The sequence below is a fragment of the Acerihabitans arboris genome, assembly GCF_010131535.1.
GTDB lineage: Bacteria > Pseudomonadota > Gammaproteobacteria > Enterobacterales > Enterobacteriaceae > Acerihabitans > Acerihabitans arboris.
The window spans coordinates 99,190-124,882 of the sequence record NZ_WUBS01000007.1 but is presented as its reverse complement, the minus strand read 5'-3'; the positions used below and the strand labels follow the sequence as shown (position 1 = coordinate 124,882).

Genomic DNA, 25,693 nt, shown 5'->3' with positions numbered 1-25,693 from the left:
TTGAAATCCGGGAACAGGATGGAAGGAGCGATAATATGACCCGTCTTACCGCGAAAGATTTTCACCCGCAGCTGCTCGAACTCTATGACTACTATGTCCACGGCAGGATTACCAAACGTGAATTCCTGGCCAAGGCCGCTCAATTTGCCATCGGCGGTCTGACCGCCACCAGTATTCTTGCCCTGATGAGTCCCAACTATGCGCTGGCGCAGCAGGTCGAATTTACCGATCCGGCTATTATCCCGGAATATATTACCTATCCGTCGCCCAACGGCCACGGCCGGGTGCGCGCTTACCGCGTTCGGCCCGCGGCGGCCGGGGGAAAGGTGGCGGGCGTGGTGGTGGTGCATGAAAACCGCGGCCTCAACCCCTATATAGAGGACGTCGCCAGGCGCGTCGCCAAGGCGGGATTCGTGGCGCTGGCCCCGGACGGGCTGAGTTCGGTCGGCGGCTACCCCGGCAACGATGACAAAGGGCGCGAATTGCAGCAGCAGGTGGATCCCGTCAAGCTGATGAATGATTTTTTCGCGGCGATCGACTACCTGATGGGGCATGGGCAGACCACCGGCAAGGTGGGCATTACCGGCTTCTGCTACGGCGGCGGGGTCGCCAACGCGGCGGCGGTGGCCTATCCGGAGCTTGGCGCCGCCGTGCCCTTTTACGGCCGCCAGCCGAAAACGGAAGACGTGCCGCGCATCAAGGCGCCGCTGCTGCTCCATTATGCCGGGCTAGATACCCCCATTACCCGGGGCTGGCCCGCCTATGAGGCGGCGCTGAAAGCCGCCGGCAAGATCTATGAGGGTTATGTCTATCCGGGCGTGAACCACGGTTTTCATAACGACTCCACGCCGCGCTATGACAAAGCGGCGGCCGATCTGGCCTGGGAACGCACCATCGCCTGGTTCCGCCGTTATTTGGCCTGAACGCAACAAAATTGCTCCCTTTTTCAAAAAATAATGATTATTATTCTCAAATAAAAGCGGGGACGCCATGATGTCCCTATTGCCTGTTTTTTTTATTCAATGTGAAACCCTTTTGACCGGCACAGACCCGCCGGCAACTTCAATCGTTTGAAATGGAGAGATTATGAACCTTACCAACACCGCCGGCGGCCGGATGACGCGCCGGGCCGCTTACCCGTTATGGTTGCTGGCCGCGATGCTGCTTGCCGTGACCCTGCAGGGGCGGGCCGAACAGGCGCCGCTGCGCAAACCCGTCGGCAAGGGCGCCTACGAGATGGCGTATAGCACGCAAGGCAACGCGCTCTACCTGGCGACCTCGCAAAGCCGCAAGCTGGACAAAGGCGGCGTGGTCTATCGCCTTGACCCGACGACGCTTGATATCACCCAGATTATCCACAACGATATCAAGCCCTTTGGCGCCGCCATCAACACCAGGACCGACACGTTATACTTCGGCAACACCGTCGATGGCGCCGTGACCGCCATCGATGCCAAAACCGGCGAGGTGAAAGGCCGCCTGGTGCTGGACGGGCGCAAACGCGCCGAAACCGTGAAACCGCTGGCGCCGCGCGAGCTGGTGGTGGATCAGGATACCGATACCGTCTATATCGCCGGACTGGGCGAGGCCAGCGTGATATGGGCGGTGGACGGCACCAGCCTGACCCTGCGCGCCACCCTGGCCGATATTGGCAAGCTGGGCACCGGCCTGGCGCTGGACGCGGCGGCGAAACGCCTGTACGTGACCAATGCCGACAACGAACTGTTGTCCATCGACACCGGGACCAACAAGGTGGTGATGCGCAAGAAGCTTGATGAATCCGCTACCGAACACTTTTTTCTGAACCTCAGCCTGGATCCGGCGACGCATCGCGCGTTTATCACCGATTCCAAGCAGCCGCAGATGCTGGTGGCGGATACCCGCAACGGTAATATCCTGGCAAAAATCGACGTGCCGGCATCGCTGGCGGTGCTGTTTAACCCGGCGCGCAATGAAGTGTACGTGACCCACCGCCAGGCGGGACAGGTGAGCGTGATCGACGCCAGGACCTATAACGTGCTGCGCGTCATTTCCACCCCGGCCCACCCGAACAGCCTGGCGCTGTCGCCGGACGGACAAACGTTGTATGTCAGCGTAAAACAGGCCTCCAGCCGCGAGCAGGAAGCTACCAGCCCGGATGATGTCATGCGTATTGCATTGCAGAAATAGTCAGCAGGGCGCAATGGCGCCCTGGTTCCCGCCCGCGCACCCATAATGCCCGTTTACTGCTGGACCCCGGCGCGTATCGACCTGTTATTGCGCCGGCGGCCGTAGATGATAACAATATTAATCTGCGACCAATATCACACTAATTAGAATGCGGCAAAATGTGATCCGGCCGGCAATTAATTGCCCAGCCCGATGATGTTTTAATTTTGTCCCATCCGGTGGACAATCTTTAGTATTGTTGGTGTTTAGCGCAGCCATTATATTCATCATCACAGAACTATTCATCATCACGCAACGATGGATTAGCCTAAATCACGCATTGTCACAGCACGGCCTGGATACATTATTGCCGGACGGATTAAGGAAACGCTTTTACATTACCGATGAAAACCTGAACACATAAAATCTGACGCTTCAAAAAAGGGTCATATAATGCAACCACTTACCTTACGACAAAACAGATTGCTCAAATACCTGCTGCAACATCAGGAACATGTCACGGTTAAAAACATGGCGTCATACCTGGATGTTTCGGAAAAAACCATCCATCGCGATATGCAGTTTGTCGAGGCTTTCCTTTCTGCCTGGAATATCTATCCTGACAAAAAGGTCGGCGCCGGGATTTTATTAACCGCTGACGACGGCAAGCGCCTGGTGCTGCTGGGCCAACGGATTGTCGCCGACGACAGCGTCTCCGACGCATTAACCAACAACGCCCGCCGGGTAAAAATCGCGTCGCAGCTGCTCAGCGATACCCCGCGCGAAACGTCCATCAGCAAATTATCCGAACGTTACTTTATCAGCAGCGCCTCCATCGTCAACGATCTGAAAATCATCGAAAACTGGATGCAGCCGCGCGGGCTGGCGCTGGTGCGCGGCCAGAGCGGCACTCATATCGAAGGCAGCGAGAGCAATGTGCGCCAGGCGATGGTGGCGCTGATCAATGACGTGATGAACCATAAGGAGCCGGGGGAGTGCCGTCATTCCCGTCTCGATCCCGGCAGCTATAAGGCGTTGACCCGTCATTTTGGCGAAGGGGACGTGTTGTTTGTCCAGCAATTATTACAGCAAATGGAACAGCAGCTCTCCTATCCTTTGGGCGAGCCATATTATATTAATATCTTCACCCATATCTTAATTATGATGCATCGCATGGCGCTGGGGAATGCCCTGACGCTGGATGAGAAAAGCCAGCCGCAACAAATGGACGGGCGTATATTCTCCATTGCCGGGAAGATGGTGGCGCACATTGAGCAGCGCGTCAATAATCGGCTGCCGTCCGATGAAGTCTGGTTTATTTACCAATATATTATTTCCTCCGGTATTGTAATAGAAGAGCGCGCGGATAACCAACCCACGCACTATCAATTTTCCAATGATGAAACCCGGCGGCTGACGTTAGGTTTGATCGATATTTTTTCCACGTTGATCAACCTGGATTTACGCGGTGATGCGTTGCTCTACGACGGATTATTAATTCACGTAAAACCCTTGCTCAATCGGCTGAAATACCATATCAGCATCCGTAATCCGCTGCTGGCGGATATCAAGAGTGAATTCCAGGAGATTTACCAACTGACGTTAAAAGCGGTAGGGCAGCTTTGCCGGCGCTTTGCGCTGCAGGATATTGCGCAAGACGAGGTCGGGTACCTGACGGTGCATTTCCAGGCATCCATGGAGCGCAATATTGCCCATAAACGTATCCTGGTGGTGTGCTCGACGGGCGTCGGCACCTCCCACCTGCTCAAGAGCCGCATCCTGCGCGCCTTTCCCGACTGGATCATCGTCGGCGTGGTGTCGGCCGGCAATATGGCCGCCTTTTGCCGCCAGGAAGAGATCGACCTGGTGATTTCCACCATTCATCTAGAGGAACAGCAGGTTCCCATCGTCTATGTCTCGGCATTTTTCAACGACGATGACATCAAGCACGTCACTGAAAAAGCGATTGCCAATAAATTGCATCAGGCGGTAGATAAATTATCGGCGGCCGAGCACTGGATTCCTTAACGTTGTGGTGAGGTAAAGCGGATGGATATTAATAAAATTCTCAATGTGAATCGTGTGAAATTAAGCATGACGGCGACGAGTAAAAAAGAAGTCATTCATGAGTTAACGGATCTTTTATACGCTGACGGCACGATTGCCAACAAAGAGGACTTTATTCGCGATGTCTGGCTGCGCGAGGCCGAGGGCTCCACCGGTTTTGAAAATCACATTGCCATTCCGCACGGAAAATCCTCCGCGGTAAAACAAACCACCCTGGCCATCGGCCGCACGCGCCAGGATATCCCGTGGGAGACGCTGGACGGCAGCAAGGTGCGCTGCATCATTCTTTTCGCCGTCAGGCTAGAAGATCAGAACACCACCCATATTCGCCTGTTGTCCCAGGTGGCCAGCGCGCTGGCCGACGATGGGGTGATTGCCCGACTGCTGGCGGAGTCTGACCCCGATAAAATTATCCGGCTGTTCAGCCAATATGCCGAATCCAACCTCTGTTAAACCCAAACAAGACGAGGCAGAAAATGAAAATCGTTGGTGTAGCCGCCTGCACGGCGGGTATCGCGCATACCTACATTGCGCGGGAGAAATTAATCAAAGGCGCCAAAGCGTTGAATTTCGCCATCCAGGTGGAAACGCAGGGCACCATCGGCACCGAAAATGAGCTGACCGCGGCTGATATTGCCGCGGCCGACGTCGTGATCCTGGCCGTCGATATCAAGATAAAAGGCGAGGAACGCTTCATCGGCAAACCCGTGGTGCGGGTCACAACGGATATTGTGATTAAGTCCCCGGTTAAATTTCTGGAAAAAGTGGCTGACTCGCTGGCCCGCGCCTGAGGATAACCTGATGGGGAGGATGTGATGAACCAGAGCAAAAACAGAGTGGGCCAGGAGATAAAAGGGCATCTGCTTACCGGTATTTCCTGGATGATCCCGCTTATCGTCGCCGCCGGGATCTGTATCGCCCTCGGCCAGGTGCTGGGCGGCGCCGACGTGGGGCAAAAAACCGGCAGTTTCGCCTGGATGCTGAACCAAATCGGCGGCTGGGGAATGGGGCTTATCGTGCCGCTTATCAGCGCGGCGATCGCTTATTCCATCGCCGACCGTCCCGGTTTTGCGCCGGGCCTTATCGTCGGCTTTATCTGCGGCCAGATCCAGACCGGTTTTATCGGCGGCATCCTGGGCGGTTTTCTGGTGGGCTACACGGTGCTGGCGCTGCGCAAGACCATCAAATTGCCGGCGGCGATGCAGGGGCTGATGCCGGTGATGATCCTGCCGGTGCTCAGCACCCTTATCGCCGGCCTGCTGATGATGACCTTCATCGGCCAGCCGATCGTCTGGCTGCAAAAGGCGCTGATCCATCTGCTGGAGTCGATGCAGGGCGGTTCGAAATTCATGATGGGCGCTATTCTCGGCGCCATGGCCACCTTTGATTTTGGCGGCCCGGTTAACAAGACCATGTCGCTGTTCGCCGACGGCATGTTGGTTGACGGCATCTATGGCCCGGAGGCGGTGAAGTTTGTCGGCTCCATTATTCCGCCGTTCGGCATTACGCTCTCTTTCCTGCTGACGCGCCATAAGTACACCAGGGCCGAAAAAGAGGCGTTAAAAGCGGCGTTTCCCATGGGTATCTGCATGATTACCGAAGGCGTGATCCCCATCGCCGCCCGCGATCTGCTGCGGGTGGTCGCCAGCTGCGTGGTAGCCTCGGCGGTGGCCGGCGGGCTGATTATGGTATGGGGCGTGGAGGCGCCGGTGCCTCACGGCGGCATGTTCGTGGTTCCCTTGTTTACCCGGCCGCTGATGTTTTGCCTGGCGTTGGGTATCGGCACGGCGATCTGCGGCGTCATGCTGTCGCTGATTAAAAAGCCGGTGACCCAGGCTGATGAGGATTTCGATGACGTTGAAGACCATAGCGTGCGTGACGAAGACATTAAATTCACCCTCGAATAAACAGGAGCAGCTATGTATGCCTTGATGAAGGACCTGATAAACGATGCCTATCAACGGCGGTACGCCGTGCTGGCCATCAATTGTTTTAACCTGGAGACCGCGCGCGCCGCCATCGCCGCCGCCGAACTGCGCCGGGCCCCGTTGGTGCTGAACCTGTACCAGGGCCACTGTGGGCACTTTCCGCCGCATATCGCCGCGCCGCTGGTCAACGCGCTGGCACAGCAGGCGTCGGTGCCGGTGGCGCTGAGCCTGGATCACGGCCGCGCCTTCGATCTGATCGGCCGGTCGTTCCGCGCCGGGTTTACCGGCCTGATGATCGATGCGTCCGGTTTCCCGCTGGACGAGAACGTCCGCCAGACGCGCCAGGTGGTGCGGATGGCGGCCACGGCCGGCGTCTGCGTGGAAGGAGAACTGGGGCATATCGCCGACGCGCCGGTCTACGATCTCGACGACGCGGCGGTGAAGATGACGCAGGTAGCGGACGTGGTCCCGTTTATCAGCCAGACCGGCATCGACCTCCTGGCGGTATCGGTGGGCACCGCGCACGGACTGTATCCGCCGGACGTGACGCCGGTGATTGACTTCGGGCGCCTGGCCGAGCTGCATCGCGAGTCGCCGGTACCGCTGGCGCTGCACGGCGGCAGCGGTACCCGGGCCGACGACATCCGCCGCGTCAGCCGGCACGGCGTGGCGAAAATCAACGTCGGCGCGGCGGTGTTCGACGCCGGCAAAACTGCCCTGCAGCAGGCGCTGGGGCAACATCCCGCCGCCGAACTGGCGGATCTGCTGGCGATGATGGAATCCGCCTGCCGGGACGTGGTGGTCGACTATCTCGACTGGTCCGGCGCCGCCAACCAAGCGTAACGCCCTCCGGCCACCCATTTAACGCAAGCCACATCAGCGACGTTTCACTGGTGCGGGAAAGTTTTACCCATGATAACCCCCGAAGGAGAAGATTTATGTTGATTTCCATGCATGAGATGCTCAAGCCCACCCGCGAACATCGTTTTGCCATCGGCGCGTTTAACGTTGCCGACAGCTGCTTTATCCGGGCGGTGGTCGAGGAGGCGGAGGCGACCCATACGCCGGCGATTATCTCGATTCATCCCAGCGAGCTGGAGTTCGTCACCGATGCCTTTTTTGCCTACGTGCGCGAAAGGACGCTGCGAAGCCCGGTGCCGTTCGTTATCCATCTCGATCACGGCGCGTCCATCGCCCATGTCCAGCGCGCCATCCAGTGCGGGTTTACCTCGGTGATGATTGACGGCTCGCTGCTGCCTTACGAGGATAACGTGGCGCTGACCAGCGAAGTCGTGAAGCTGGCCCACGCGGTCGGCATCTCGGTCGAGGGCGAACTGGGCACCATCGGCGATACCGGCACCACGATTGAAGGCGGGGTAAGCAAGGTCATCTATACCGACCCCGTCCAGGCGGAGGATTTTGTTAACCGTACCGGCATCGATACGCTGGCGGTGGCGATCGGCACCGCGCACGGCATCTATCCAAAGGATCTGAAGCCGGAGCTGCAGATGCATATCCTGCGCGACATCTCGCGGCGCGTGTCGATTCCGCTGGTGCTGCACGGCGGTTCCGCCAATCCCGATACTGAAATTGCCGAAGCGGTGACGCTGGGCGTGGGCAAGATCAATATCTCCAGCGATATGAAATTCGCCTATTTCAAGAAGGCGCGCGAGGTCCTGAGCCGCGAAACCTGGTGGGATCCGAACGCTATCTATCCGGAACCCATTAACGCGGCGAAAGAGGTGATCCGTTATAAGATGGCGTTATTCGGATCCACCGGCAAAGCGTTGCTGTATTGAGGCGCCGGGCGGGCGTCGATTGCCCGCCCACCCTGGATAACCCGGCCCGTGGTCAACCGGGGCCGGCGTGGGCGTTGCCGTCGCGGCAACGGGGTATTATCCGTGACCCTTGTTCCCCCAGTTCCCAAAACAGCCGGGTCATGATTTGCAGCCCCTCGCGGGCGATGGATTTCAGCATATGTTCGTCAACGGCGTGCTGGCCGCAAGCCGGGTAGGAGTGGGGGATCCACAGCGTGGGCAGGCCGAGGATATCGGTAAACACATCGTTGGGTAATGAACCGCCGAAGTTGGGCAGCAGCGCCGGCTTTTTGCCGCTGGCGCGCCGCATGATGTCCAGTGTCCAGTCCACCAGCGGGTCGGTGGGATCAAAACGGGTGGCGACCATATGGCGGATCACCTCGATCTCGACATACTGAAATCCGTGGGCGTCAAGATGCGCGCGCAGATGATCGGCCAGACGGTCCCAATCGGTGCCGACCACAAAACGCAGCTGGCACACCGCCGTGGCGCGGCCGGGTATGGCGTTCATGGGACGCTGCGGATTGCCGGTGAGGAACGACAGCACTTCCAGGGTGTTCCAGGCATACAGCCGCTCGGTCGGTGACAACCCCTGCTCGCCCCAGCCGGGGTCGATATCCGGATCGTTGTCATTGCCGCCGACGTCCACATCCGCCAGGATCCGGCGCACCGCCGGGTCGGGAAACGGCGGTTTCAGCGCCGAGACCAGCAGCTGTCCCCGGCTGTCGACCAGGCAGGCCAGGGCATTCGCCAACCGGGTGCCGGGATTGCTCAGCACTCCGCCCCAGTTGCCCGAGTGATAATCCCTGGCGCGCGCGTTGATGCTCAGGCGGAAGTTAACGCAGCCGCGCGATCCCAGGAACAGGGTGGGACGCCGGGCGTTGAGGCGCGGGCCGTCCGAGGCGATAAGCAGATCCGAGCTCAGCAGGGCGGCGTGATCGCGGCACACCTGCGCCAGGCCCGGCGAACTGGCTTCCTCGCCCATCTCGAACAGGATTTTGCAGTTAAACCCCAGCCGGCCGCCGCGCGCGGCAAACACCTGCTCCAGCGCCGCCAGGTTAACGGAGTGCTGCCCCTTGTTATCGGCGCTGCCGCGGCCGTACCAGTAGTCGCCTTCCTCTGCCAACTGCCAGGGCGACAATCCCTCCCGCCAGTGTTCACCGTCGCCGGCCACCACATCGCCGTGCCCGTAGCACAGCATGGTGGGCAGGGCGGCATCCTCGATTCGCGCCGCCAGCAGGAAAGGGCGGCTCCCGGCCTCGGGGGTGGTGACCTTGCGGGTGCTGAAACCCATGGCCGCCAGCGCCGGCGCTATCTCCTGATCAAGATACGCGTTCAGGGTGTCGACGCGGCCGTCATCGTTGCTTTCGGTGCAAAAAGCAATGCGCCGGGCCAGGATTGTCTTGAATTCACCACGGTCAAAATACGCCGTGGCCCGTTGTACCGCTTCGTCGCCGGTCATGTTGCGCTCGCTGTTTACGGGTTGGGGGGAATGCCGGTTATCTAAACAAACTTTGCGTTACGCGACAAACAATAATCATCATCGCCGCCGATATGCCCGGCCGACGGATAAGGGATCACCGCCGCAGGCAGTCCAGCGGCGCCATGCCGGGCCCTTTGCGTCGATGCGTCCGGGGGCGAGGGAATTTTATTGCGTGTAAAATATGATTTCAGCAATTATCCCCTGATGGTTAGCTTTTTTATGAAATTTTTCGCCTGAAAATTGCTGATTATTGCAATTTAAAACAATCAGAACTGCGCTAGTATGTGTCATGTTGAATAACGGTATGTCATATTGGGTTATCTCCCAATCTGCACAGCTATCTTATATTTCCGGAGTGCTACTATGAATTTGGATAAATTTCCCCGCTATCCGTTAACCTTTGGTCCTTCACCTATTACCCCGCTAAAAAGGCTGAGCGCGTATTTAGGCGGCGACGTGGAATTATATGCTAAACGTGAAGACTGTAATAGCGGCCTGGCATTCGGTGGAAATAAAACACGTAAGATGGAATACCTTATTCCAGAAGCCATTGAGCAGGGATGCGATACGTTGGTTTCCATCGGCGGCATCCAGTCGAACCAAACCCGCCAGGTCGCCGCCGTGGCCGCGCACCTGGGCATGAAATGTATCCTGGTGCAGGAAAACTGGGTGGATTACGCCGACGCGGTGTATGACCGGGTGGGCAATATCGAACTGTCGCGGATCATGGGCGCGGACGTCCGCCTGGACAGCGCCGGCTTCGACATCGGCATCCGCGCAAGCTGGAAAAGCGCCATGGAGGAAGCGGCGCGCGACGGCGGCAAGCCCTACCCCATCCCGGCCGGCTGTTCTGAACATCCGTACGGCGGCCTGGGTTTTGTCGGTTTTGCCGAGGAGGTGCGCCAGCAGGAGGCGGACCTGGGCTTTACATTCGATTATATCGTGGTGTGTTCGGTGACCGGCAGCACCCAGGCCGGCATGGTGGTGGGGTTCGCCGCCGACGGGCGAGCGCGCCGGGTTATCGGCATCGACGCCTCGGCCAAGCCGGAAAAAACCAAGGCGCAGATTTTACGTATTGCGCGACATACCGCCGAGCTGGTGGAACTGGGGCAGGAGATTACCGAAGAGGACGTGGTGCTCGATACCCGTTACGCCCACCCGGCCTACGGCCTGCCCAACGACGGCACCCTGGAGGCCATCCGCCTGTGCGCCCGCCACGAGGGGGTGCTGACCGATCCGGTGTACGAGGGCAAGTCCATGCAAGGCATGATTGATATGGTGCGCAACGGCGAGTTCCCGAAGGGATCAAAGGTACTTTACGCCCACCTTGGCGGCGCGCCGGCGTTAAGCGCCTACAGCTATATTTTCCGCAACGGCTGACAACCGGCGGTGGGTTTATACCGGCGCCCAGGCGGACAACCCTCTGAATTTCATTCACCTGCCCGAACGTGCGGGTGGTTTTTTATTAAAACTCCAGCCGGGTGGTGGAAAACACCTCCCGCAGGCCGATAAAAGACCGGACCTGCCTGACGCCGGGTAAAAACAGCAGTTGCTCGGCGTGCAGGCGGTTAAAGCTCTGATTATCCCGGGTGCGGATCATCAGGATATAATCAAATTCCCCGGTGACCACATGGCACTCCATGCAGCCGCTGATCTTCTGCACCGCGTCCTCAAAGTCCATAAAGGACTGCGGAGTCGAGCGGTCCAGCACCACGCCTATCAGCACCACCATGCCGACATTCAATGCCACGGGATTGAGCAGCGCGACATAATGCCTGATCAATCCCACCTGCCGCAGGCGTTCAACCCGGCGCAGACAGGCCGGCGGGCTGAGATTCACTTTTTCCGCCAGGGCGACATTGGAAATGGATGAATCCTCCTGTAACGTCCGCAACAAGGCCAAATCGAAACGATCCAGATCGTATTCCTTGTTCGCCGAAAATTTAGCGGGTGCCGGCTTGGATATCGCTTTCATTCTACCTCGCAACTTTCATAAATTCATGATGGTTTTTTTGAAGAGAAATTAAAAAATGACGTCTCTTTTTGCAATATAACAATACGGTGTCTGGGTTACTATGGGGTTGAAGTGAAAAAAATGAATTAACTGCGAAATATAATTACATCCACTGATTAAATGCCTGAGTATAAGAATTAATTATATTACGCTACCTGAATAAAGCCGGAAGCCTACTGTCAAACCAACTGATAATAGCGATTAGCGTAATAAAAAATTTATTCAATAAATGCGTCAAGGCTAATATTCCGTGCTGCTACGCCAATGTCCGAGACGGAGATGCCTGCGCCAACACTGGATTAGGGGAAATGGCAGGCCATTCTGCCATCGATAAGTTAAACCAATGACGGAATTATTTTCGGGAGAATCAAGATGGATTATTCCTTGCTCAGCCGGATACGCATCCGCTGGATAAATAAAAGCGCCCTGTCCGCGCTATTGCTTGGATGCGCCGCCTATAGCCATGCCGGTAAACAGGACGATACCCTGGTATATGCCTCCGATAATGAAGTTGAAAATATCAGTCCGTATCATAATGTCCTGCGGGAGGGCGTGATCCTGGCACACCTGGCCTGGGATACGCTTGTTTACCGGGATCCCAAGACCGGCGAATTTTTACCGGAACTGGCCACCGACTGGAAATGGGAATCGCCGACCAGCCTGCTTATTCATTTGCGCAAAGGAGTGAAATTCCATAATGGCGACCCCTTCAGCGCCGACGACGTGGTGTATACCTTTACGACTATCGCCGGGCCGAATTCGCAAACCGTTATGCCGCAGAGCGTCAGCTGGATAAAAACCAGCGAAAAAGTGGACGATTTTACCGTCCGGCTCCATCTGGACAAACCTTTCCCGGCGGCGCTGGACTACCTATCGGGACCGATGCCCATCTATCCGGCCAGCTATTACCAGAAGGTTAAGCTGGCGGGCTACAGCCAGGCGCCGGTTGGCACCGGTCCCTATAAAATCACCCAACTGATGCCGGGACAGGGCGTTTGGCTTGCGAAAAACCCGGATTACTTTAAAGAGAGCCCGGTGGGACAGCCGCGCATAGGCAAGATCCGGTTCGAGGCGATCCGCGATCCGGAAACCCGCCTGGCCCAATTGATGACCGGCCAGGTGGACTGGATTTGGCGGGTGCCGACCGATCAGGTGTCCTCGCTGCAATCGATGCCCAACCTGACGGTTAAAAGCGGCGAAACCATGCGCATCGGCTTTATTGAAATGAATCCCAATATCACTGACATCGCCGGCAAACCCTTTGCGGATCTGCGGGTCCGCCAGGCGGTCAACTACGCCATCAACCGCGAGGGCATGGTCAACAATATGATCCGCGGCGGCAGCCAGCCGGCTTATGCCGCCTGTTTCCATACCCAGACCGCCTGCGATACCACCAAGGTGACCCGCTATGGATATAACCCCGCCAAGGCAAAAGAGCTGCTGGCGCAGGCGGGGTACGCCGATGGTTTTGACACCGATATCTGGGCTTATCGGGAACGCGACTACGCCGAGGCGATTATCGGCGATCTGCGTAACGTCGGCATTCGCGCCAGGCTGCATTATGTGCAGTATCCGGTGATGAAAACCGCCTTCGCCTCGGGCCAGGCGCCGATGGCGGTGATGTCCTGGGGATCGCTGTCCATTAACGACGCGGGCGCGTTTGTCGGCGCGTTTTTCAACGGCAAGGGCGACGATGTTTGGCAAGACCGCACGGTCATCGACCAGTTGAACCAGGCCGAGTCCACCGTGGACAACGCCGCGCGCAAGACGTTGTATGCCGATATCCTCGGCCGGATCTCATCCCAGGCCTACCTGGTGCCGATGTTTTCCTATTCCACCAACTATGCCTTTAACGCCGACTTGCTGTTTAACGATTGGCCGGACGAACTGCCGCGTTTTGTGCAGTCGTCCTGGAAATAACCCCGGCGGGCCCCGCCCGCTCACCCGTTGCGCCACTGGAGGAATCGACCATGCTTGTCTTTATCTTGCGCCGGCTGCTGGTCGCGCTGGCGGTGCTGATGACCGTCGCGGTGATAAGTTTTGCCCTGCTGCACCTCTCCGGGGATTTGGCCACCGCCATCGCCGGCCCTGAGGCTACCGCCGAAACCGTCGCGCGTATCCGGGTGCAGTTCGGGCTGGATCGGCCGCTGGCCACCCAGTTTTTCCACTGGATGGCATCGGCATTGCAGCTGGATTTCGGCCGATCGTTTTACTTTCAAAACAGCGTCATCGAGCTTATCGGCCAGCGGATGCCCATCACCCTGAAGCTGGGCGGCGCCGCGCTGGTAACCGCGCTGGCGGTGGCCATTCCGCTCGGGGTGCTGGCGGCGGTGTTCCGCAATACCTGGGTGGACCGGCTGTCGATGTTTATCGCGGTGATGGGGCAGGCGATGCCTAATTTCTGGTTTGCCCTGGTGCTGATCCTGCTGTTCTCCGTGGGGCTGAAATGGCTGCCGGTGGCGGGAAACGGCACCTGGCAACATTTTGTACTGCCCACCGTCGCGCTGGGGTACTACGCCATGCCGTCGCTGATGCGCATGACCCGCTCCGGCATGCTGGACGTGCTCGGCGCGGACTATATGCGCACCGCCCGCGCCAAAGGGCTGAGCCCGGCCCGGGTGATCCTCAAGCACGGCCTGCGCAACGCCATTATCCCGGTGGTGGCGTTGGCCACGGTGGAACTGGGCTTTATGCTCGGCGGCTCGGTGGTGATTGAATCGGTGTTTTCCCTTCAGGGCATGGGGCAGTTGGCCTGGGACTCCATCTCGCGCAATGATTTCCCGGTGGTCCAGGCGGTGGTGTTGATTATCGCGGTGTTTTATATCGGCCTCGCGTTCCTGGCGGATGTGCTGAACGCAGCCCTCGATCCGCGTATGCGCGCACAGTAAGGATAGATGATGAAATTTACCCCTGCTTCTTTGACGGCCAAGGCCGCGTTAACCGAGCCGGCGCCGGATGCCGTCCCGGCGCGGCGCGCCGGGCTCGGCCCTCTGTTCGGCCACCATGGCATGACGGTGGGCGTGGCGATCATGGTGGTGGTTTTGCTGGCGGCGCTGCTGGCGCCCTGGTTAAGCCCCCATGACCCTTATCTGCAGAATGTCGCGCGGCGCCTTATCCCGCCGGTATGGCGGGACACCGGCGGCTGGGATTATATCCTGGGCACCGATAAGCTGGGGCGGGATTACCTGAGCCGCCTGCTATTCGGCGCGCGGGTGTCGCTGGCCATCGGGCTGATGACCGCCCTGGTCGCCGGCGCCATCGGCATTACGCTTGGGGTGATCGCCGGTTATTACGGCGGCCGGATTGACGCCGCCATCAACTATCTCCTGACGGTACGGCTTTCCATGCCGGTGGTGCTGGTGGCCCTGGCGATGGCGTCGCTGGTGGGCGGCTCGGTAAAAGTGGTCATCCTGCTATTGGGACTGCTGCTCTGGGATCGCTTCCTGATAGTTTCCCGTTCGGTCACCCGGCAACTGCGCCAGGCCGAATTTATTGCCGCCGCCCGCTCATTAGGCGCCTCGTCGGCCTTTATCATGCTGCGGGAGATCCTGCCGAACCTGACCGGGCCGCTGACCGTGGTGGCGACGCTTGAGATCGCCCACGCCATCCTGCTGGAGGCCACGCTTTCGTTCCTGGGGCTGGGCGTGCAGCCGCCGATGCCCTCCTGGGGACTGATGGTGGCCGAAGGCAAGGGGTATATGTTCTTCCAGCCCTGGGTGATCCTGATCCCGGGCGTGGCGCTGGCGGTGCTGGTGCTGGGTATCAACCTGGTGGGCGATGGCCTGCGCGATATCACCGCCCTTGACGGACGCAACTGAGGCCGACCTGATGAATAACGATATTTTACTGAGCGTCAAGAATCTCAGCGTCAGTTTGCCCACGCCCCGGGGCACGCTGCGCGCGGTGCGCGGCATCGATTTCCATATCCGGCGCGGCGAACTGCTGTGCCTGGTGGGGGAGTCGGGGTGCGGCAAGTCCATGACGTCGCTGGCGCTGATGGATTTGCTGCCGGGCCGGGCGCAGCGCGCCGCCGATCATATCCTGTTCGACGGCGTGGACCTGCAACGGCTGAATAAAGCCGGTATGCGCGCGCTGCGCGGCGAAAAGATGGCGATGATATTCCAGGAGCCGATGACGTCGCTGAACCCGTCGTTTACCTTGGGCAACCAGCTGTGCGAGATGCTGTTCGCCCACCGCAACACCTCGGCCCGGGAGGCGCGCGATCGCGCGATCTACCTGCTGGAGCGGCTGGGCGTGCCGATGGCCGCGGCCCGCCTGGATCAGTATCCGCACCAGCTTTCGGGCGGGCTGCGCCAGCGGGTGATGATTGCCATGGCGATGATGTGCGAACCGGATCTGATTATCGCCGATGAACCCACCACCGCCCTTGACGTCACCATCCAGGCGCAGATCCTGCGGCTTATCCGCGAGCTGCAACGGGAGTTCGGCACCGCGGTGGCGTTTATCACCCACGATCTGGGGGTGGTGGCGCGCATTGCCGACCGGGTGGCGGTGATGTATGCCGGCGAAATCGTCGAAACCGCGCCGGTCAACGAACTGTTTGCCCGGCCGCTGCATCCTTACACTCGTGGGCTGCTCGCCTGCATCCCCACGCGCGGCGGCGCGCGGGACGGGCGGCGCCTGCACGCCATCACCGGCGTGGTGCCGGACCTGACCGGCCAGCCCGTCGGCTGTGCCTTCCTTAACCGCTGCCCGCAGGCCGGCCCGGCCTGCGGGCAGCCGCCGCCGTATGTGGCGGCGGGCGTCGGTCACGCCGTGCGCTGCGTCCGCGCGCTGCCTCAACCCATGGAGGCGCTATGAGCCAACGGGATATCGGGATTTCCGCACTCGCGCCGGCCGCCGACGCACGGTGTGATAACCAGTACGCGCTGGAGCTTTGCGCCCTGACGCGGGTCTTCAAACTGAACCGGGGATTGTGGGCCAGGCCCGGTGAGTTCGTGGCGGTGGATAATGTCTCCTTGCGGCTGCGCCGTGGCGAAACGCTGGGGTTGGTGGGTGAGTCGGGCTGCGGCAAAAGCACACTGGCGAAAATGCTGCTCGGCCTGCTGGCGCCCACGTCCGGCAATGTACTGGTAGAGGGACGGGAAATCGACGGCGGCGACCGGCGCGCGCTGGCGCGGCGTATCCAGCCTATTTTCCAGGATCCGTATTCGTCGCTGAATCCGCGCCGCACGGTGGCGGAGATCGTCGAGGTGCCGCTGCGTCTGCATAAGCTCGGCTCCGCCGCCGAGCGCGGCGCGCGGGTAAAACAAATACTGGATATGGTCGGCATGCCGGCGCGCACCCACGATCGGTATCCCGATCGGCTGTCGGGGGGACAGCGCCAGCGCGTGGCCATTGCCCGCGCGCTGATTATGCGTCCCGATATCGTGATTTGCGATGAGCCGACCTCGGCGCTGGATGTGTCGGTCCAGGCGCAAATCCTGAACCTGCTGCTGGATCTCAAGCAGGAATTCGGCCTGACCTATTTGTTTATCAGCCATAACCTGGCGGTGGTGGAGTACTTGGTGGACAGCATGGCGGTCATGTTCCGGGGCGCCATCGTGGAACAGGGATCGCGGGAACAGATATTTCAACGACCAGGGCATCCCTATACCCGTGCTCTGCTGGCCTCGGTATTAACCGCCGAGCCGGGGCTCGGCATCCCGGATATAGAACGCTACGCCGGCCAGCGGGAGGCGTGAGCCGCTAGGCAGGCGTATCCGCCACCAGCACAATGACGCCCAGCGACTCGAAGGCCGCTTTGGCTTCGGCGGTAATGCCGCTGTCGGTTATCAGGTAATGCAGCTTTTCCCATTCGCACGGCAGGGCGAACATCGACACTTTGTCTATTTTGGTGGAGTCCGCCACCACAAATACGGTATTGGCGGAATTGATCATCGCGGTCTTCACTTTGATATCGGTCTCGCTGGGATAACTCAGGCCGGCGCGCGGGGAGATGCAGGCGGTGGCCAGGAACAATTTTTCCGCCAGCATGTTTTCAAAGAAGCTGGCGGCTTTTTCGCCTGAAGTGGACAGGGTGGGAAATTTAAAGGTTCCGCCGGTCAACAGGATATTGACGCCGGGTTCGCCGCCTAATTGCAACGCGATGTTGACGCCGGTGGTGATAACCGACAGCTTTTTAATATGGCTGAGATGGTTGGCGATGGCCGTGGTGGTGGTGCCGGAATCCAGGATGATGGTGTCGCCTGGCTCGATAAAATTGGCGGCCAGACGGCCGATGGCATCCTTTTCACCCAGCTGCGTCTGGCGCTCGAGCAACAGCGCATGGGTGTTCTGCTTGCCGTCGAGCAGCGTGGCGCCGCCGTGATAGCGCTGGATATACCCCTGGTGCTGCAGCGTACGCAAGTCGGAGCGGATGGTGGCTTCGGTCAAATCAAAGGTGCTGGTGAGGCTTTTAACCGTCACCGTGCCGTCTTCCTTGATCATCTCCAGGATCTTGTCGCGGCGATGCTTCATCTCCGCCAGCTGTTCATTTTTGCTTTTCAATCATCCGCCTCCTCTCCCGATCCCCTGTCCGCCGAACCCGCAAAGATACTAAATAGTAACGTTGCCCGTCGGGTAAAGCGAGAAGCGGCCATTGTTTTTTGATTATCATTCGAAAATCAAAGCGCGAGTTTTTAGCAATAAAATCCTAATTTTCAGCAGGTTATTCCAGACGCCAAAATAACCATTGCAATCAACATGCTGATATTAATCAATATTATGTGATAAATGGCTTTTATTCGAAAGTTGATCTTTGCCGCATTTTTGATCGAAATGGCACTATATAGTTTTATTCGAAAATGAAGTCTTCCTTTAATACCCCCGGCCAACGGCCGTGCCGGACCCGTTATCGACCATCCACCCATGGAGACTCCCTATGAGTACTAACCAATATGACGTCAATCTACGCTACGGCGTGGATACCTCGATGTCGCTGACCGGCAAAGTCGTGGTGGTGACCGGCGGCCTCGGCGGTATCGCCATGGCCAGCAACCGCATGATGCTGGAAAAAGGCGCCAGCCTGGCGCTGCTGTATCCCGACTTCGAAAGGTCGGTAAAAGAGCGGGTGGTGGCCGAACTGGGCGACGCGCGCGTCAGTTATTTCGAATGTGATGTCAGCGACCCGGCGCAGGTGGCGGACGTGTTTCAACGGATCGAACGACGCTGCGGGCAGATAGACGTGTTGATCAACTGCGCCGGGTATGTCCACCTGGAGCCGGCGTTAGACACCACATTCGAAAATTGGCGCAAAAATCTGGCGGTCAACCTGACCGGCCCGTTCCTGTGCTCCCAGGCCGCGGCGCGCAGCATGATAGCCCGGGGCCTGGGCGGAAAAATTATCACCATCGCCTCGCAGGCCGCGTCAATCGCCATCGATAATCATTGCGCCTATACGTCGGCCAAGGCCGGCCTGCTGGGCATGACCAAGGTGATGGCAAAAGAGTGGGCGCCGCATCGCATTACCGTCAACACGCTTTCGCCCACCGTCGTGCTGACGCCCATGGGCGAAAAAGCCTGGCGCGGCGAAAGGGGCGAGGAAATGAAAAAGCTGATCCCGCTGGGACGCTTCGCCTATACCGACGAAATCGCCGCCGCCATCCTGTTCTTCTCCACCAACGGCAGCGACATGATAACCGGCGCCGATTTGATGATTGATGGCGGCTTCACCATCTGGTAACCGAACTATTTGACCGATAATAGCTTAAAAATCAATAAAATAAAAGCTGTCACGGCACAGCTTTCCCACGATAACAAACACGACGAGAGAGACCCTACGATGAACAAAAAACTTACGCTATTACTGATCCTGGCCGGTTGTTATCTGCCCCAGGCCATGGCGGTGGAGAGGGGCACCATCGCCATCCTGGTCAATTCGCTGGATAATCCCTATTACTCCGCCGAGGCCAAGGGGGCCGAGGCCAAGGCGCAATCCATGGGCTACAAAACCCTGGTGCTGTCGCACGGCGAGGATGTTAAACGCCAGGGTGAGCAGATAAGCCTGGTTATCGGCCGAAAAGTGCAGGGCCTGATACTGGACAACGCCGACTCGCAGGCCAGCGTCGCGGCGGTGAAACAGGCCAGGGACGCGGGTGTGCCCGTGGTGCTTATCAACCGGGAAATACCGGTGGACGGCGTGGCGTTGGCGCAAATCACCCACAATAACTTCCAGGCCGGCTCGGATGTGGCCAATGAGTTCGTGGAAAAGATGGGGGAAAAAGGCAGCTATGCCGAGCTGACCTGCAATCTGGCCGACAATAACTGCGTCACCCGATCGAAATCTTTCCACAACGTTATCGATCAATACCCCGATATGAAAATGATTGCCCGCCAGGATGCCAAGGGCAACCTGCTGGAAGGCAAACGCGTCACCGACAGCATCCTGCAGGCCCATCCCGATATCAAAGGCGTCATCGCCGGCAACGGACCGGTGGCGCTGGGCGCGATCGCCGCGCTGAAAGCCGCCGGCCGCACCGATGTGACCGTAGTCGGCATCGACGGCAGCAATGATGAGCGCGACGCGATCAAAGCCGGCGATCTGTATGCCAGCGTGATGCTGCAGGCGCAGGCCATCGCCTCCCAGGGGGTGGAGATCCTCGATGGCTACCTGCAAACCGGCAAGTATGACGGCAAGGAACGCATTATGTTCCGCGGCATTTTGATCAAAAAGGCTAATGCCGACAGAGTGAATAATTTCAATTACCAACAGTGATCGCCGCGCCGGGCCTGCCCGGATTTCCCACCGGATCATAGCCATGGCCCCGCGCAGGGGCCGTTCAGGAGCAGCGTAATGTCTACACGCATGATGTTGGCGGTGACGGCGTCTCTTTTGCTGGGCGGTTGCCGCATCGTGTCGCAGCAGCGGCTGGCGGAGCTGAAAAATCCGCCTAACCCCAATATGGCCCGCGCGGCGGCGCTGTTCGATCGGCATATCGCCCCCGAGGCGATCGCCTCGGCCAAACCGCTGGGCGCATTGTTGCGGCAAATCGGCCAGGCCAAGGATTTTGCCGACGCCTGCCGGCTATACGGCTATCGCAGCCAGGACGAAAATCCCTGCGTGTTTACCGCCCAGGTGAGCGGCGTCATTACCGGGGTCAATAGCCAATCCCGCAACGGCCAGATGGTGGTGAAAAGCGATGACGACAGCGTGGGAGAGGTAAAAGTGCAGATAGGACCGACCTTTCGCGGCACCGATCTGCGCGACAGCTATCGCGGGCTGAGCTACGGCGACTTTAACGACCAGAACCTGTTCGGCGATTTCGGCAAGGCCATTAACCAGCAGGCGATAGCCAAGCTGGCCAATCACACCTTCAAGCCGGGCGACAGCGTCAAGGTCTATGGCGTATTCAGCGCCTTTGACCAGCCGCAGCCGCCGCTGTTGCTTACGCCGGTCGGCATCGGGCAATAAGGAGAACACCATATGTCGGATCAGTTTCCCGCCGGGCGCGGCAATGGCCGGTTGCCGGGTTCCACCCTGCGCCAGGGCTCGCCGGTGATTATCGAGACCCGCCGGGTTTCGCGCCTGTATCCCGGCGTCGTGGCGCTGGATAACGTCGATTACCGGGTCTTCCGCAACCAGGTCAACGTGCTGATCGGGGAAAACGGCGCCGGCAAATCGACCATGATGAAGATGCTGGCCGGCGTCGAGACGCCCTCCAGCGGACAGATTTTTCTCGATGGCCAACCGGTATCGCTCGCCTCGACCCACCAGGCGGAAAAACTGGGCATCAGCATTATCTTCCAGGAGCTGAACCTGTTTCCCAATATGAACGTGATGGACAATATCTTTATCGCCAATGAGTTTTTCCAGCGCGGCCGCGTCAACGTGGCGTATCAGTATCAACTGGCGAAAGCGCTGCTCGACCGGCTGGAACTGGACGTCGACCCGCTGACGCCGCTGGAGGAACTGGCGATCGGCCATCAGCAACTGGTTGAAATCGCCCGCGCGCTGTCAAAGGACACCCGGGTGCTGATCATGGACGAACCGACCTCGGCGTTAAGCCAATCGGAGGTTAGGGTCCTGTTCGATGTCATCGGCCAGCTCAAGCGGCGCGGCGTCACCATTATTTATATTTCCCACCGGCTGGAAGAGCTGATGGCCATCGGCGATCGTTTTACGGTGTTCCGCGACGGTAAATTTGTCGACGAGCGGGAGCGCAAGCAGGCGAGCATCCCCTGGATCATTACCAGCATGGTGGGCGATAAAGCGAAGCATTTTGATTATTCGCCCGCCGTCAAAGGCATGCCGATGCTGGAGGTGAGCGGACTGACCCTGCTGCGCCAAAACGGCGGTTACGCGCTTAATGACGTCGGCCTGACCTTACGCCAGGGCGAAGTGGTCGGGGTTTACGGCCTGTTGGGCGCCGGGCGCACCGAGCTGTTCAAGACGCTGACCGGACTGATGAAACAGGACGCGGGGGCGATCAGCCTGAACGGCCTGCGGGTGGAGCATCTGCCGTTCAGGCGGCGGCTGGCGCGGGGCATGGCGCTGGTGCCGGAGGATCGCCAGGCCGAGGGTCTGGTCCAACTGCTGTCGGTAAAGATCAACATGACCCTGTCGAGCCTGTGCGGCAAGGGTTTTTGGCGCGCGCTGCTGCCGATTCGCCAGGGGCGGGAAGGCGGCGCCGTCCGGCGGATGATCGACAACCTGGCGATCAAGGTCAGCGATGTCGAACTGCCGGTCACCTCCCTGAGCGGCGGCAACCAGCAAAAGGTGGTGTTGGGCAAGGCCTTGATGACCGATCCCCGGGTGGTGTTCCTGGACGAGCCTACCCGTGGCATCGACGTGGGCGCGAAAACCGATGTCTATCATTTGATCGGCGCGATGGCGCAGCAAGGGCTGGCCGTCATGTTTTCCTCCTCCGAACTGGACGAGGTGATGCAATTGGCGGACCGGGTAATTGTCATGGCGGACGGCAGGATTACCGCCGATCTGCCGCGCGCCGGGGTGGATAGGGAAACCCTTATCCGCGCCTCGACGCCTCACGATTAAGGGCGGGTTATGCAGAGCCGAAAATATCTGTTGTACATGTATCTACTGAAAGCGCGCACGTTTATTGCCCTGTTAATCGTGGTCGGTTTTTTCAGCGCCACGGTGCCGAACTTTATTACCCCTTCCAACCTGTTGATCATGACGCAGCACGTGGCCATCACCGGCCTGCTGGCGGTGGGCATGACCCTGGTAATCCTGACCGGCGGCATCGATTTATCGGTGGGGGCGGTGGCGGGGATTTGCGGCATGATCGGCGGCGCGCTGCTGACGCTGGGCGTGCCGCTGTGGGGCGACAACCTGCTGTTTTTAAACGTCATCGAGGTGATTGTGGTGGTGGCGATCGCCGGCACCGCCATCGGCGCGATCAACGGCGTGGTGATCACCCGCCTGGGCGTGGCGCCCTTTATCTGTACCCTCGGCATGATGTATGTGGCGCGCGGCGCGGCGCTGCTGATTACCGACGGCAAGACCTTTCCCAACCTGGTCGGCATGGCGGCGCTGGGCAATACCGGTTTCGCCACCCTGGGTTCCGGCACCCTGCTTGGGGTATATAACCCGATCTGGCTGATGCTCAGCATACTGCTGCTGGGTATCTATTTGACCAAAAAAACGCCGCTGGGCCGCTATATCTATGCAATCGGCGGCAACGAACCGGCCGCCCGCCTGGCGGGGGTGCCGATCGTGAAAGTAAAGATATTCGTCTACGCCTTTTCCGGCCTGTGCGCGGCGCTGGTGGGCCTGGTGGTGTCCTCGCAGCTGCAAACCGCCCACCCGATGACCGGCAATATGTTCGAAATGGACGCCATCGGCGCCACGGTGCTGGGCGGCACGGCCCTGGCCGGCGGGCGCGGGCGGGTGTTCGGCTCGATTATCGGCGCGTTTGTCATCGTATTCCTGGCCGACGGCCTGGTGATGATGGGCGTCAGCGAATTCTGGCAAATGGTGATCAAAGGCCTGGTCATTGTTACCGCGGTGGTTATCGACCAGTTCCAGCAGCGCCTGCAAGGCAAGGTCACGCTGATGCGCCGCCACGAGAAAAAGCGGCAGGCGACCCAGCCGCTGCCCGAGGCAAGGCAAGGTTAGGGCGGGGTGAGTCGGCCGCTATCCGGGTGGCGCGGAATAATAGCGCCGCTGACGCCGGCCCGGTGGTCGGTCAAGGGTTCGGTATATTGACAATTGATGTGGAGACGATGCGATGAACAGAGATTTCACAGGTAAAACCGTGGTGATTACCGGCGCCTGCCGGGGCATCGGCGCCGGCATCGCCGCGCGCTTTGCCCGCGACGGCGCCAACCTGGTGCTGGCTTCGGAGGCCGAACGCATATTCGATACCGCCGAGCGGCTGGCGCAGCAGTATCCGGTGGATATCCTGCCCCTGCGGGTCGATGTGACCGACGAAGGGCAGGTGGCGGATCTCTATCGGCAGGCGCTGGCGAAATTTGGCGCGGTGGATGTGTCGATACAAAATGCCGGCATCATCACCATCGATTATTTTGACGCCATGCCGAAAAAAGATTTCGACCGGGTGCTGGCGGTGAATACCACCGGCGTCTGGCTGTGCTGCCGCGAAGCGGCGAAAATCATGGTGAAGCAGCAATACGGCAGCCTGATAAACTCCTCTTCCGGCCAGGGCCGTCAGGGCTTTATCTATACGCCGCACTATGCCGCCAGCAAGATGGGGGTCATCGGCATTACGCAAAGCCTGGCCCTGGAGCTGGCGCCGCACCATATCACCGTCAACGCGTTTTGCCCGGGGATTATCGAAAGCGAAATGTGGGACTACAATGACCAGGTCTGGGGCGAAATGCTCGGCACCGCGGAAAAGCGCTACGGCAAAGGCGAACTGATGGCGGAGTGGGTACGGGGCATACCGCTCGGCCGCGCCGGCCGGGCGGAGGATGTCGCCGGGCTGGTGGCGTTCCTGGCGTCCGACGACGCCCGCTACCTGACCGGACAAACCATTAATATCGACGGCGGCATGATTATGTCTTAACCGTATGCCACGGTTTTTGACACACAAATACCGAGGCAATAACCCGGTCGAAGCGCTCCTGGCGCAGTACGAGCGGTAACCTCGGCCAAGCCCGCGCGTACACCGGTCCGATAGCGAACGCATAGGGTATAACCTCAGGTTATGCCCTACCGCCAAACAAGCATTATCCCCGCCCGCGCATTCAGTGGAATAGTTCCTTGCAAGCAATCCGCATATCCACAAGAGAACTATCATGGCGATCTCCCAACCTTATCTGTTATTCCTTGGCGACGTGACCGATCCGCTGGCGGCGAAAACCGCCCGCGGCATTCACGTATGGCGTCCCGAACAGTGTGTCGGGCAGATCCGATTGCCCGGCTGCACGGTGTCGCTCGGCCTGGAGGACCTGGATATCCCCGCCGCCAAGGCCCTGGGCGCCAGGACCCTGGTGCTGGGTACCGCCAACGCGGGCGGTTTCCTGCCGCAGCACTGGCTGGACACGGTTCGCGACGCCATTAAGGCCGGCATGAACGTGGCCAGCGGCCTGCACCAGCGCCTGTCGGATATTCCCGAACTGGTGGAGCTGGCCGCGCGTTATCGGGTGGCGCTGTTCGATATTCGCCATATGCGTCCGGCGCTGTCGGTGGGTACCGGCGAGCAACGCGCCGGCAAACGCGTGCTGACGGTGGGGACCGACTGCTCGGTCGGCAAAATGTACACCTCCCTGGCGCTGGAAGCCGCGATGCGCGAACTGGGCATGAAGGCGGATTTCCGCGCCACCGGCCAGACCGGGATGCTGGTCGCCGGCGAAGGGATAGCAATTGACGCGGTGATCGCCGATTTTATCGCCGGAGCGGCCGAAGCCCTGTCCCCGGCTAACGACAGCGATCATTGGGATATCATCGAAGGGCAGGGCTCGCTATTCCATCCCTCCTACGCCGGCGTCAGCATGGGACTGCTGCACGGCGCCCAGCCGCACTGGCTGGTGATGTGCCACGAATTGGGCCGCAAGCATACCCGCCATCTGCCGCACCAGCGGCTGGTCGGCCTGGAAGAGTGCGTCGAGGCCAATTTACGCGCCGCCCGGGTCACCAGCCCGGACGTCCAGCTGGCCGGATTCGCCATCAATACCGCCAACGCCGGCGAACGGGAGGCGCGCGAGTACTGCCGGCAGGTCAGCGGACAATTTGGCGTGCCCGCCACGGATCCGGTGCGTTTCGGCATTACCGCCATCGCCGCGCTGCTGAACGAGCGCGGATGAGGCGGTC

The 25,693-nt window shown here is 59.5% G+C and carries 24 protein-coding genes; 21 read left to right on the top strand and 3 right to left on the bottom strand.

Going from position 1 to position 25,693, the window contains the following annotated elements:
- Positions 1 to 35: 35 nt before the first annotated feature.
- The 8 genes from yghX (at position 36) to GRH90_RS11225 (ending at position 7,942) form a co-directional block, all read left to right on the top strand.
- Positions 36 to 923, top strand: coding sequence for a YghX family hydrolase (gene yghX / locus GRH90_RS11260; RefSeq protein WP_162366045.1), 888 nt, complete (start codon positions 36 to 38; stop codon positions 921 to 923).
- Between the two features lie 163 nt (positions 924 to 1,086).
- Complete coding sequence (gene yncE, locus GRH90_RS11255; protein ID WP_162366044.1) at positions 1,087 to 2,169, top strand: 7-bladed beta-propeller protein YncE; 1,083 nt, start codon at positions 1,087 to 1,089, stop codon at positions 2,167 to 2,169.
- Between the two features lie 432 nt (positions 2,170 to 2,601).
- Positions 2,602 to 4,176, top strand: a complete 1,575-nt coding sequence (locus GRH90_RS11250; protein WP_162366043.1) for a BglG family transcription antiterminator — start codon at positions 2,602 to 2,604, stop codon at positions 4,174 to 4,176.
- Positions 4,177 to 4,197: 21 nt separating this feature from the next.
- Positions 4,198 to 4,668, top strand: coding sequence for a PTS sugar transporter subunit IIA (locus tag GRH90_RS11245; RefSeq protein ID WP_162366042.1), 471 nt, complete (start codon positions 4,198 to 4,200; stop codon positions 4,666 to 4,668).
- 23 nt (positions 4,669 to 4,691) lie between these two features.
- Entirely contained in the window at positions 4,692 to 5,006 is a 315-nt protein-coding gene (locus tag GRH90_RS11240) for a PTS fructose transporter subunit IIB (protein WP_162366041.1), read from the top strand.
- A gap of 24 nt (positions 5,007 to 5,030) precedes the next feature.
- Positions 5,031 to 6,122 (top strand): PTS fructose transporter subunit IIC, encoded by a 1,092-nt coding sequence (locus tag GRH90_RS11235; RefSeq protein ID WP_162366040.1) that lies wholly within the window; start codon positions 5,031 to 5,033, stop codon positions 6,120 to 6,122.
- A gap of 12 nt (positions 6,123 to 6,134) precedes the next feature.
- A complete protein-coding gene (locus GRH90_RS11230; protein WP_162366039.1) occupies positions 6,135 to 6,986 on the top strand; it encodes a class II fructose-bisphosphate aldolase in 852 nt (283 codons plus the stop codon).
- A gap of 95 nt (positions 6,987 to 7,081) precedes the next feature.
- Positions 7,082 to 7,942 carry a ketose-bisphosphate aldolase gene (locus tag GRH90_RS11225; protein WP_162366038.1) on the top strand — a complete coding sequence of 287 codons (861 nt, stop codon included), beginning with the start codon at positions 7,082 to 7,084 and terminating at the stop codon, positions 7,940 to 7,942.
- A gap of 52 nt (positions 7,943 to 7,994) precedes the next feature.
- Here GRH90_RS11225 and GRH90_RS11220 read toward each other — a convergent pair whose 3' ends face one another.
- Positions 7,995 to 9,422 (bottom strand): M20 family metallopeptidase, encoded by a 1,428-nt coding sequence (locus GRH90_RS11220; protein ID WP_162366037.1) that lies wholly within the window; start codon positions 9,420 to 9,422, stop codon positions 7,995 to 7,997.
- A gap of 384 nt (positions 9,423 to 9,806) precedes the next feature.
- Between GRH90_RS11220 and GRH90_RS11215 the strand changes: the two genes are divergently transcribed.
- Positions 9,807 to 10,823: a 1-aminocyclopropane-1-carboxylate deaminase gene (locus tag GRH90_RS11215; protein WP_162366036.1), complete on the top strand. Its 1,017-nt coding sequence runs from the start codon at positions 9,807 to 9,809 to the stop codon at positions 10,821 to 10,823.
- An 85-nt stretch (positions 10,824 to 10,908) separates the two neighbouring features.
- Here GRH90_RS11215 and GRH90_RS11210 read toward each other — a convergent pair whose 3' ends face one another.
- Positions 10,909 to 11,418 carry an Lrp/AsnC family transcriptional regulator gene (locus GRH90_RS11210; protein ID WP_162366035.1) on the bottom strand — a complete coding sequence of 170 codons (510 nt, stop codon included), beginning with the start codon at positions 11,416 to 11,418 and terminating at the stop codon, positions 10,909 to 10,911.
- A gap of 411 nt (positions 11,419 to 11,829) precedes the next feature.
- On the opposite strand from GRH90_RS11210, the gene GRH90_RS11205 reads away from it, so the two are divergent.
- From GRH90_RS11205 to GRH90_RS11185, 5 genes are read left to right on the top strand one after another with little or no spacing between them, the layout of a single operon-like run.
- Positions 11,830 to 13,377 (top strand): ABC transporter substrate-binding protein, encoded by a 1,548-nt coding sequence (locus GRH90_RS11205; RefSeq protein WP_162366034.1) that lies wholly within the window; start codon positions 11,830 to 11,832, stop codon positions 13,375 to 13,377.
- Between the two features lie 50 nt (positions 13,378 to 13,427).
- The gene (locus GRH90_RS11200) at positions 13,428 to 14,345 is read left to right on the top strand and encodes an ABC transporter permease (protein WP_162366033.1); all 918 of its coding nucleotides are present in this window, start codon (positions 13,428 to 13,430) and stop codon (positions 14,343 to 14,345) included.
- Positions 14,346 to 14,351: 6 nt separating this feature from the next.
- Positions 14,352 to 15,275 (top strand): ABC transporter permease, encoded by a 924-nt coding sequence (locus tag GRH90_RS11195; protein ID WP_376766069.1) that lies wholly within the window; start codon positions 14,352 to 14,354, stop codon positions 15,273 to 15,275.
- Positions 15,276 to 15,285: 10 nt separating this feature from the next.
- Complete coding sequence (locus GRH90_RS11190) at positions 15,286 to 16,278, top strand: ABC transporter ATP-binding protein (protein ID WP_162366031.1); 993 nt, start codon at positions 15,286 to 15,288, stop codon at positions 16,276 to 16,278.
- Positions 16,275 to 17,162: an ATP-binding cassette domain-containing protein gene (locus GRH90_RS11185; protein ID WP_162366030.1), complete on the top strand. Its 888-nt coding sequence runs from the start codon at positions 16,275 to 16,277 to the stop codon at positions 17,160 to 17,162. The genes GRH90_RS11190 and GRH90_RS11185 overlap by 4 nt, the downstream gene beginning before the upstream one ends.
- 4 nt (positions 17,163 to 17,166) lie before the next feature.
- On the opposite strand, the gene GRH90_RS11180 is transcribed toward GRH90_RS11185, so the two are convergent.
- Positions 17,167 to 17,967: a DeoR/GlpR family DNA-binding transcription regulator gene (locus GRH90_RS11180; protein ID WP_162366029.1), complete on the bottom strand. Its 801-nt coding sequence runs from the start codon at positions 17,965 to 17,967 to the stop codon at positions 17,167 to 17,169.
- 373 nt (positions 17,968 to 18,340) lie between these two features.
- Here GRH90_RS11180 and GRH90_RS11175 point away from each other — a divergent pair, with 373 nt between their 5' ends.
- The 7 genes from GRH90_RS11175 to dgcN all read left to right on the top strand — a co-directional run bounded on the left by GRH90_RS11175 (position 18,341) and on the right by dgcN (position 25,686).
- Positions 18,341 to 19,141 carry a GolD/DthD family dehydrogenase gene (locus GRH90_RS11175; protein WP_162366028.1) on the top strand — a complete coding sequence of 267 codons (801 nt, stop codon included), beginning with the start codon at positions 18,341 to 18,343 and terminating at the stop codon, positions 19,139 to 19,141.
- A 99-nt stretch (positions 19,142 to 19,240) separates the two neighbouring features.
- Positions 19,241 to 20,173: a D-ribose ABC transporter substrate-binding protein gene (locus GRH90_RS11170; RefSeq protein WP_162366027.1), complete on the top strand. Its 933-nt coding sequence runs from the start codon at positions 19,241 to 19,243 to the stop codon at positions 20,171 to 20,173.
- A 78-nt stretch (positions 20,174 to 20,251) separates the two neighbouring features.
- Positions 20,252 to 20,869 (top strand): DUF2291 family protein, encoded by a 618-nt coding sequence (locus GRH90_RS11165; protein WP_162366026.1) that lies wholly within the window; start codon positions 20,252 to 20,254, stop codon positions 20,867 to 20,869.
- 12 nt (positions 20,870 to 20,881) lie between these two features.
- Positions 20,882 to 22,453, top strand: a complete 1,572-nt coding sequence (locus GRH90_RS11160; RefSeq protein ID WP_162366025.1) for a sugar ABC transporter ATP-binding protein — start codon at positions 20,882 to 20,884, stop codon at positions 22,451 to 22,453.
- 9 nt (positions 22,454 to 22,462) lie between these two features.
- Positions 22,463 to 23,536 carry an ABC transporter permease gene (locus GRH90_RS11155; RefSeq protein ID WP_162366024.1) on the top strand — a complete coding sequence of 358 codons (1,074 nt, stop codon included), beginning with the start codon at positions 22,463 to 22,465 and terminating at the stop codon, positions 23,534 to 23,536.
- A gap of 112 nt (positions 23,537 to 23,648) precedes the next feature.
- Entirely contained in the window at positions 23,649 to 24,446 is a 798-nt protein-coding gene (locus tag GRH90_RS11150) for an SDR family oxidoreductase (RefSeq protein WP_162366023.1), read from the top strand.
- A 232-nt stretch (positions 24,447 to 24,678) separates the two neighbouring features.
- Positions 24,679 to 25,686: an N-acetyltransferase DgcN gene (dgcN, locus tag GRH90_RS11145; RefSeq protein WP_162366022.1), complete on the top strand. Its 1,008-nt coding sequence runs from the start codon at positions 24,679 to 24,681 to the stop codon at positions 25,684 to 25,686.
- Positions 25,687 to 25,693: the final 7 nt, after the last annotated feature.

Excerpts from the sequence above, each read along its gene's own strand:
- yghX (WP_162366045.1), top strand. The coding sequence starts at position 36 with ATGACCCGTCTTACCGCGAAAGATTTTCACCCGCAGCTGCTCGAACTC.
- yncE (WP_162366044.1), top strand. The coding sequence starts at position 1,087 with ATGAACCTTACCAACACCGCCGGCGGCCGGATGACGCGCCGGGCCGCT.
- GRH90_RS11250 (WP_162366043.1), top strand. The coding sequence starts at position 2,602 with ATGCAACCACTTACCTTACGACAAAACAGATTGCTCAAATACCTGCTG.
- GRH90_RS11245 (WP_162366042.1), top strand. The coding sequence starts at position 4,198 with ATGGATATTAATAAAATTCTCAATGTGAATCGTGTGAAATTAAGCATG.
- GRH90_RS11240 (WP_162366041.1), top strand. The coding sequence starts at position 4,692 with ATGAAAATCGTTGGTGTAGCCGCCTGCACGGCGGGTATCGCGCATACC.
- GRH90_RS11235 (WP_162366040.1), top strand. The coding sequence starts at position 5,031 with ATGAACCAGAGCAAAAACAGAGTGGGCCAGGAGATAAAAGGGCATCTG.
- GRH90_RS11230 (WP_162366039.1), top strand. The coding sequence starts at position 6,135 with ATGTATGCCTTGATGAAGGACCTGATAAACGATGCCTATCAACGGCGG.
- GRH90_RS11225 (WP_162366038.1), top strand. The coding sequence starts at position 7,082 with ATGTTGATTTCCATGCATGAGATGCTCAAGCCCACCCGCGAACATCGT.
- GRH90_RS11220 (WP_162366037.1), bottom strand. The coding sequence starts at position 9,422 with ATGACCGGCGACGAAGCGGTACAACGGGCCACGGCGTATTTTGACCGT.
- GRH90_RS11215 (WP_162366036.1), top strand. The coding sequence starts at position 9,807 with ATGAATTTGGATAAATTTCCCCGCTATCCGTTAACCTTTGGTCCTTCA.
- GRH90_RS11210 (WP_162366035.1), bottom strand. The coding sequence starts at position 11,418 with ATGAAAGCGATATCCAAGCCGGCACCCGCTAAATTTTCGGCGAACAAG.
- GRH90_RS11205 (WP_162366034.1), top strand. The coding sequence starts at position 11,830 with ATGGATTATTCCTTGCTCAGCCGGATACGCATCCGCTGGATAAATAAA.
- GRH90_RS11200 (WP_162366033.1), top strand. The coding sequence starts at position 13,428 with ATGCTTGTCTTTATCTTGCGCCGGCTGCTGGTCGCGCTGGCGGTGCTG.
- GRH90_RS11195 (WP_376766069.1), top strand. The coding sequence starts at position 14,352 with ATGATGAAATTTACCCCTGCTTCTTTGACGGCCAAGGCCGCGTTAACC.
- GRH90_RS11190 (WP_162366031.1), top strand. The coding sequence starts at position 15,286 with ATGAATAACGATATTTTACTGAGCGTCAAGAATCTCAGCGTCAGTTTG.
- GRH90_RS11185 (WP_162366030.1), top strand. The coding sequence starts at position 16,275 with ATGAGCCAACGGGATATCGGGATTTCCGCACTCGCGCCGGCCGCCGAC.
- GRH90_RS11175 (WP_162366028.1), top strand. The coding sequence starts at position 18,341 with ATGAGTACTAACCAATATGACGTCAATCTACGCTACGGCGTGGATACC.
- GRH90_RS11170 (WP_162366027.1), top strand. The coding sequence starts at position 19,241 with ATGAACAAAAAACTTACGCTATTACTGATCCTGGCCGGTTGTTATCTG.
- GRH90_RS11165 (WP_162366026.1), top strand. The coding sequence starts at position 20,252 with ATGTCTACACGCATGATGTTGGCGGTGACGGCGTCTCTTTTGCTGGGC.
- GRH90_RS11160 (WP_162366025.1), top strand. The coding sequence starts at position 20,882 with ATGTCGGATCAGTTTCCCGCCGGGCGCGGCAATGGCCGGTTGCCGGGT.
- GRH90_RS11155 (WP_162366024.1), top strand. The coding sequence starts at position 22,463 with ATGCAGAGCCGAAAATATCTGTTGTACATGTATCTACTGAAAGCGCGC.
- GRH90_RS11150 (WP_162366023.1), top strand. The coding sequence starts at position 23,649 with ATGAACAGAGATTTCACAGGTAAAACCGTGGTGATTACCGGCGCCTGC.
- dgcN (WP_162366022.1), top strand. The coding sequence starts at position 24,679 with ATGGCGATCTCCCAACCTTATCTGTTATTCCTTGGCGACGTGACCGAT.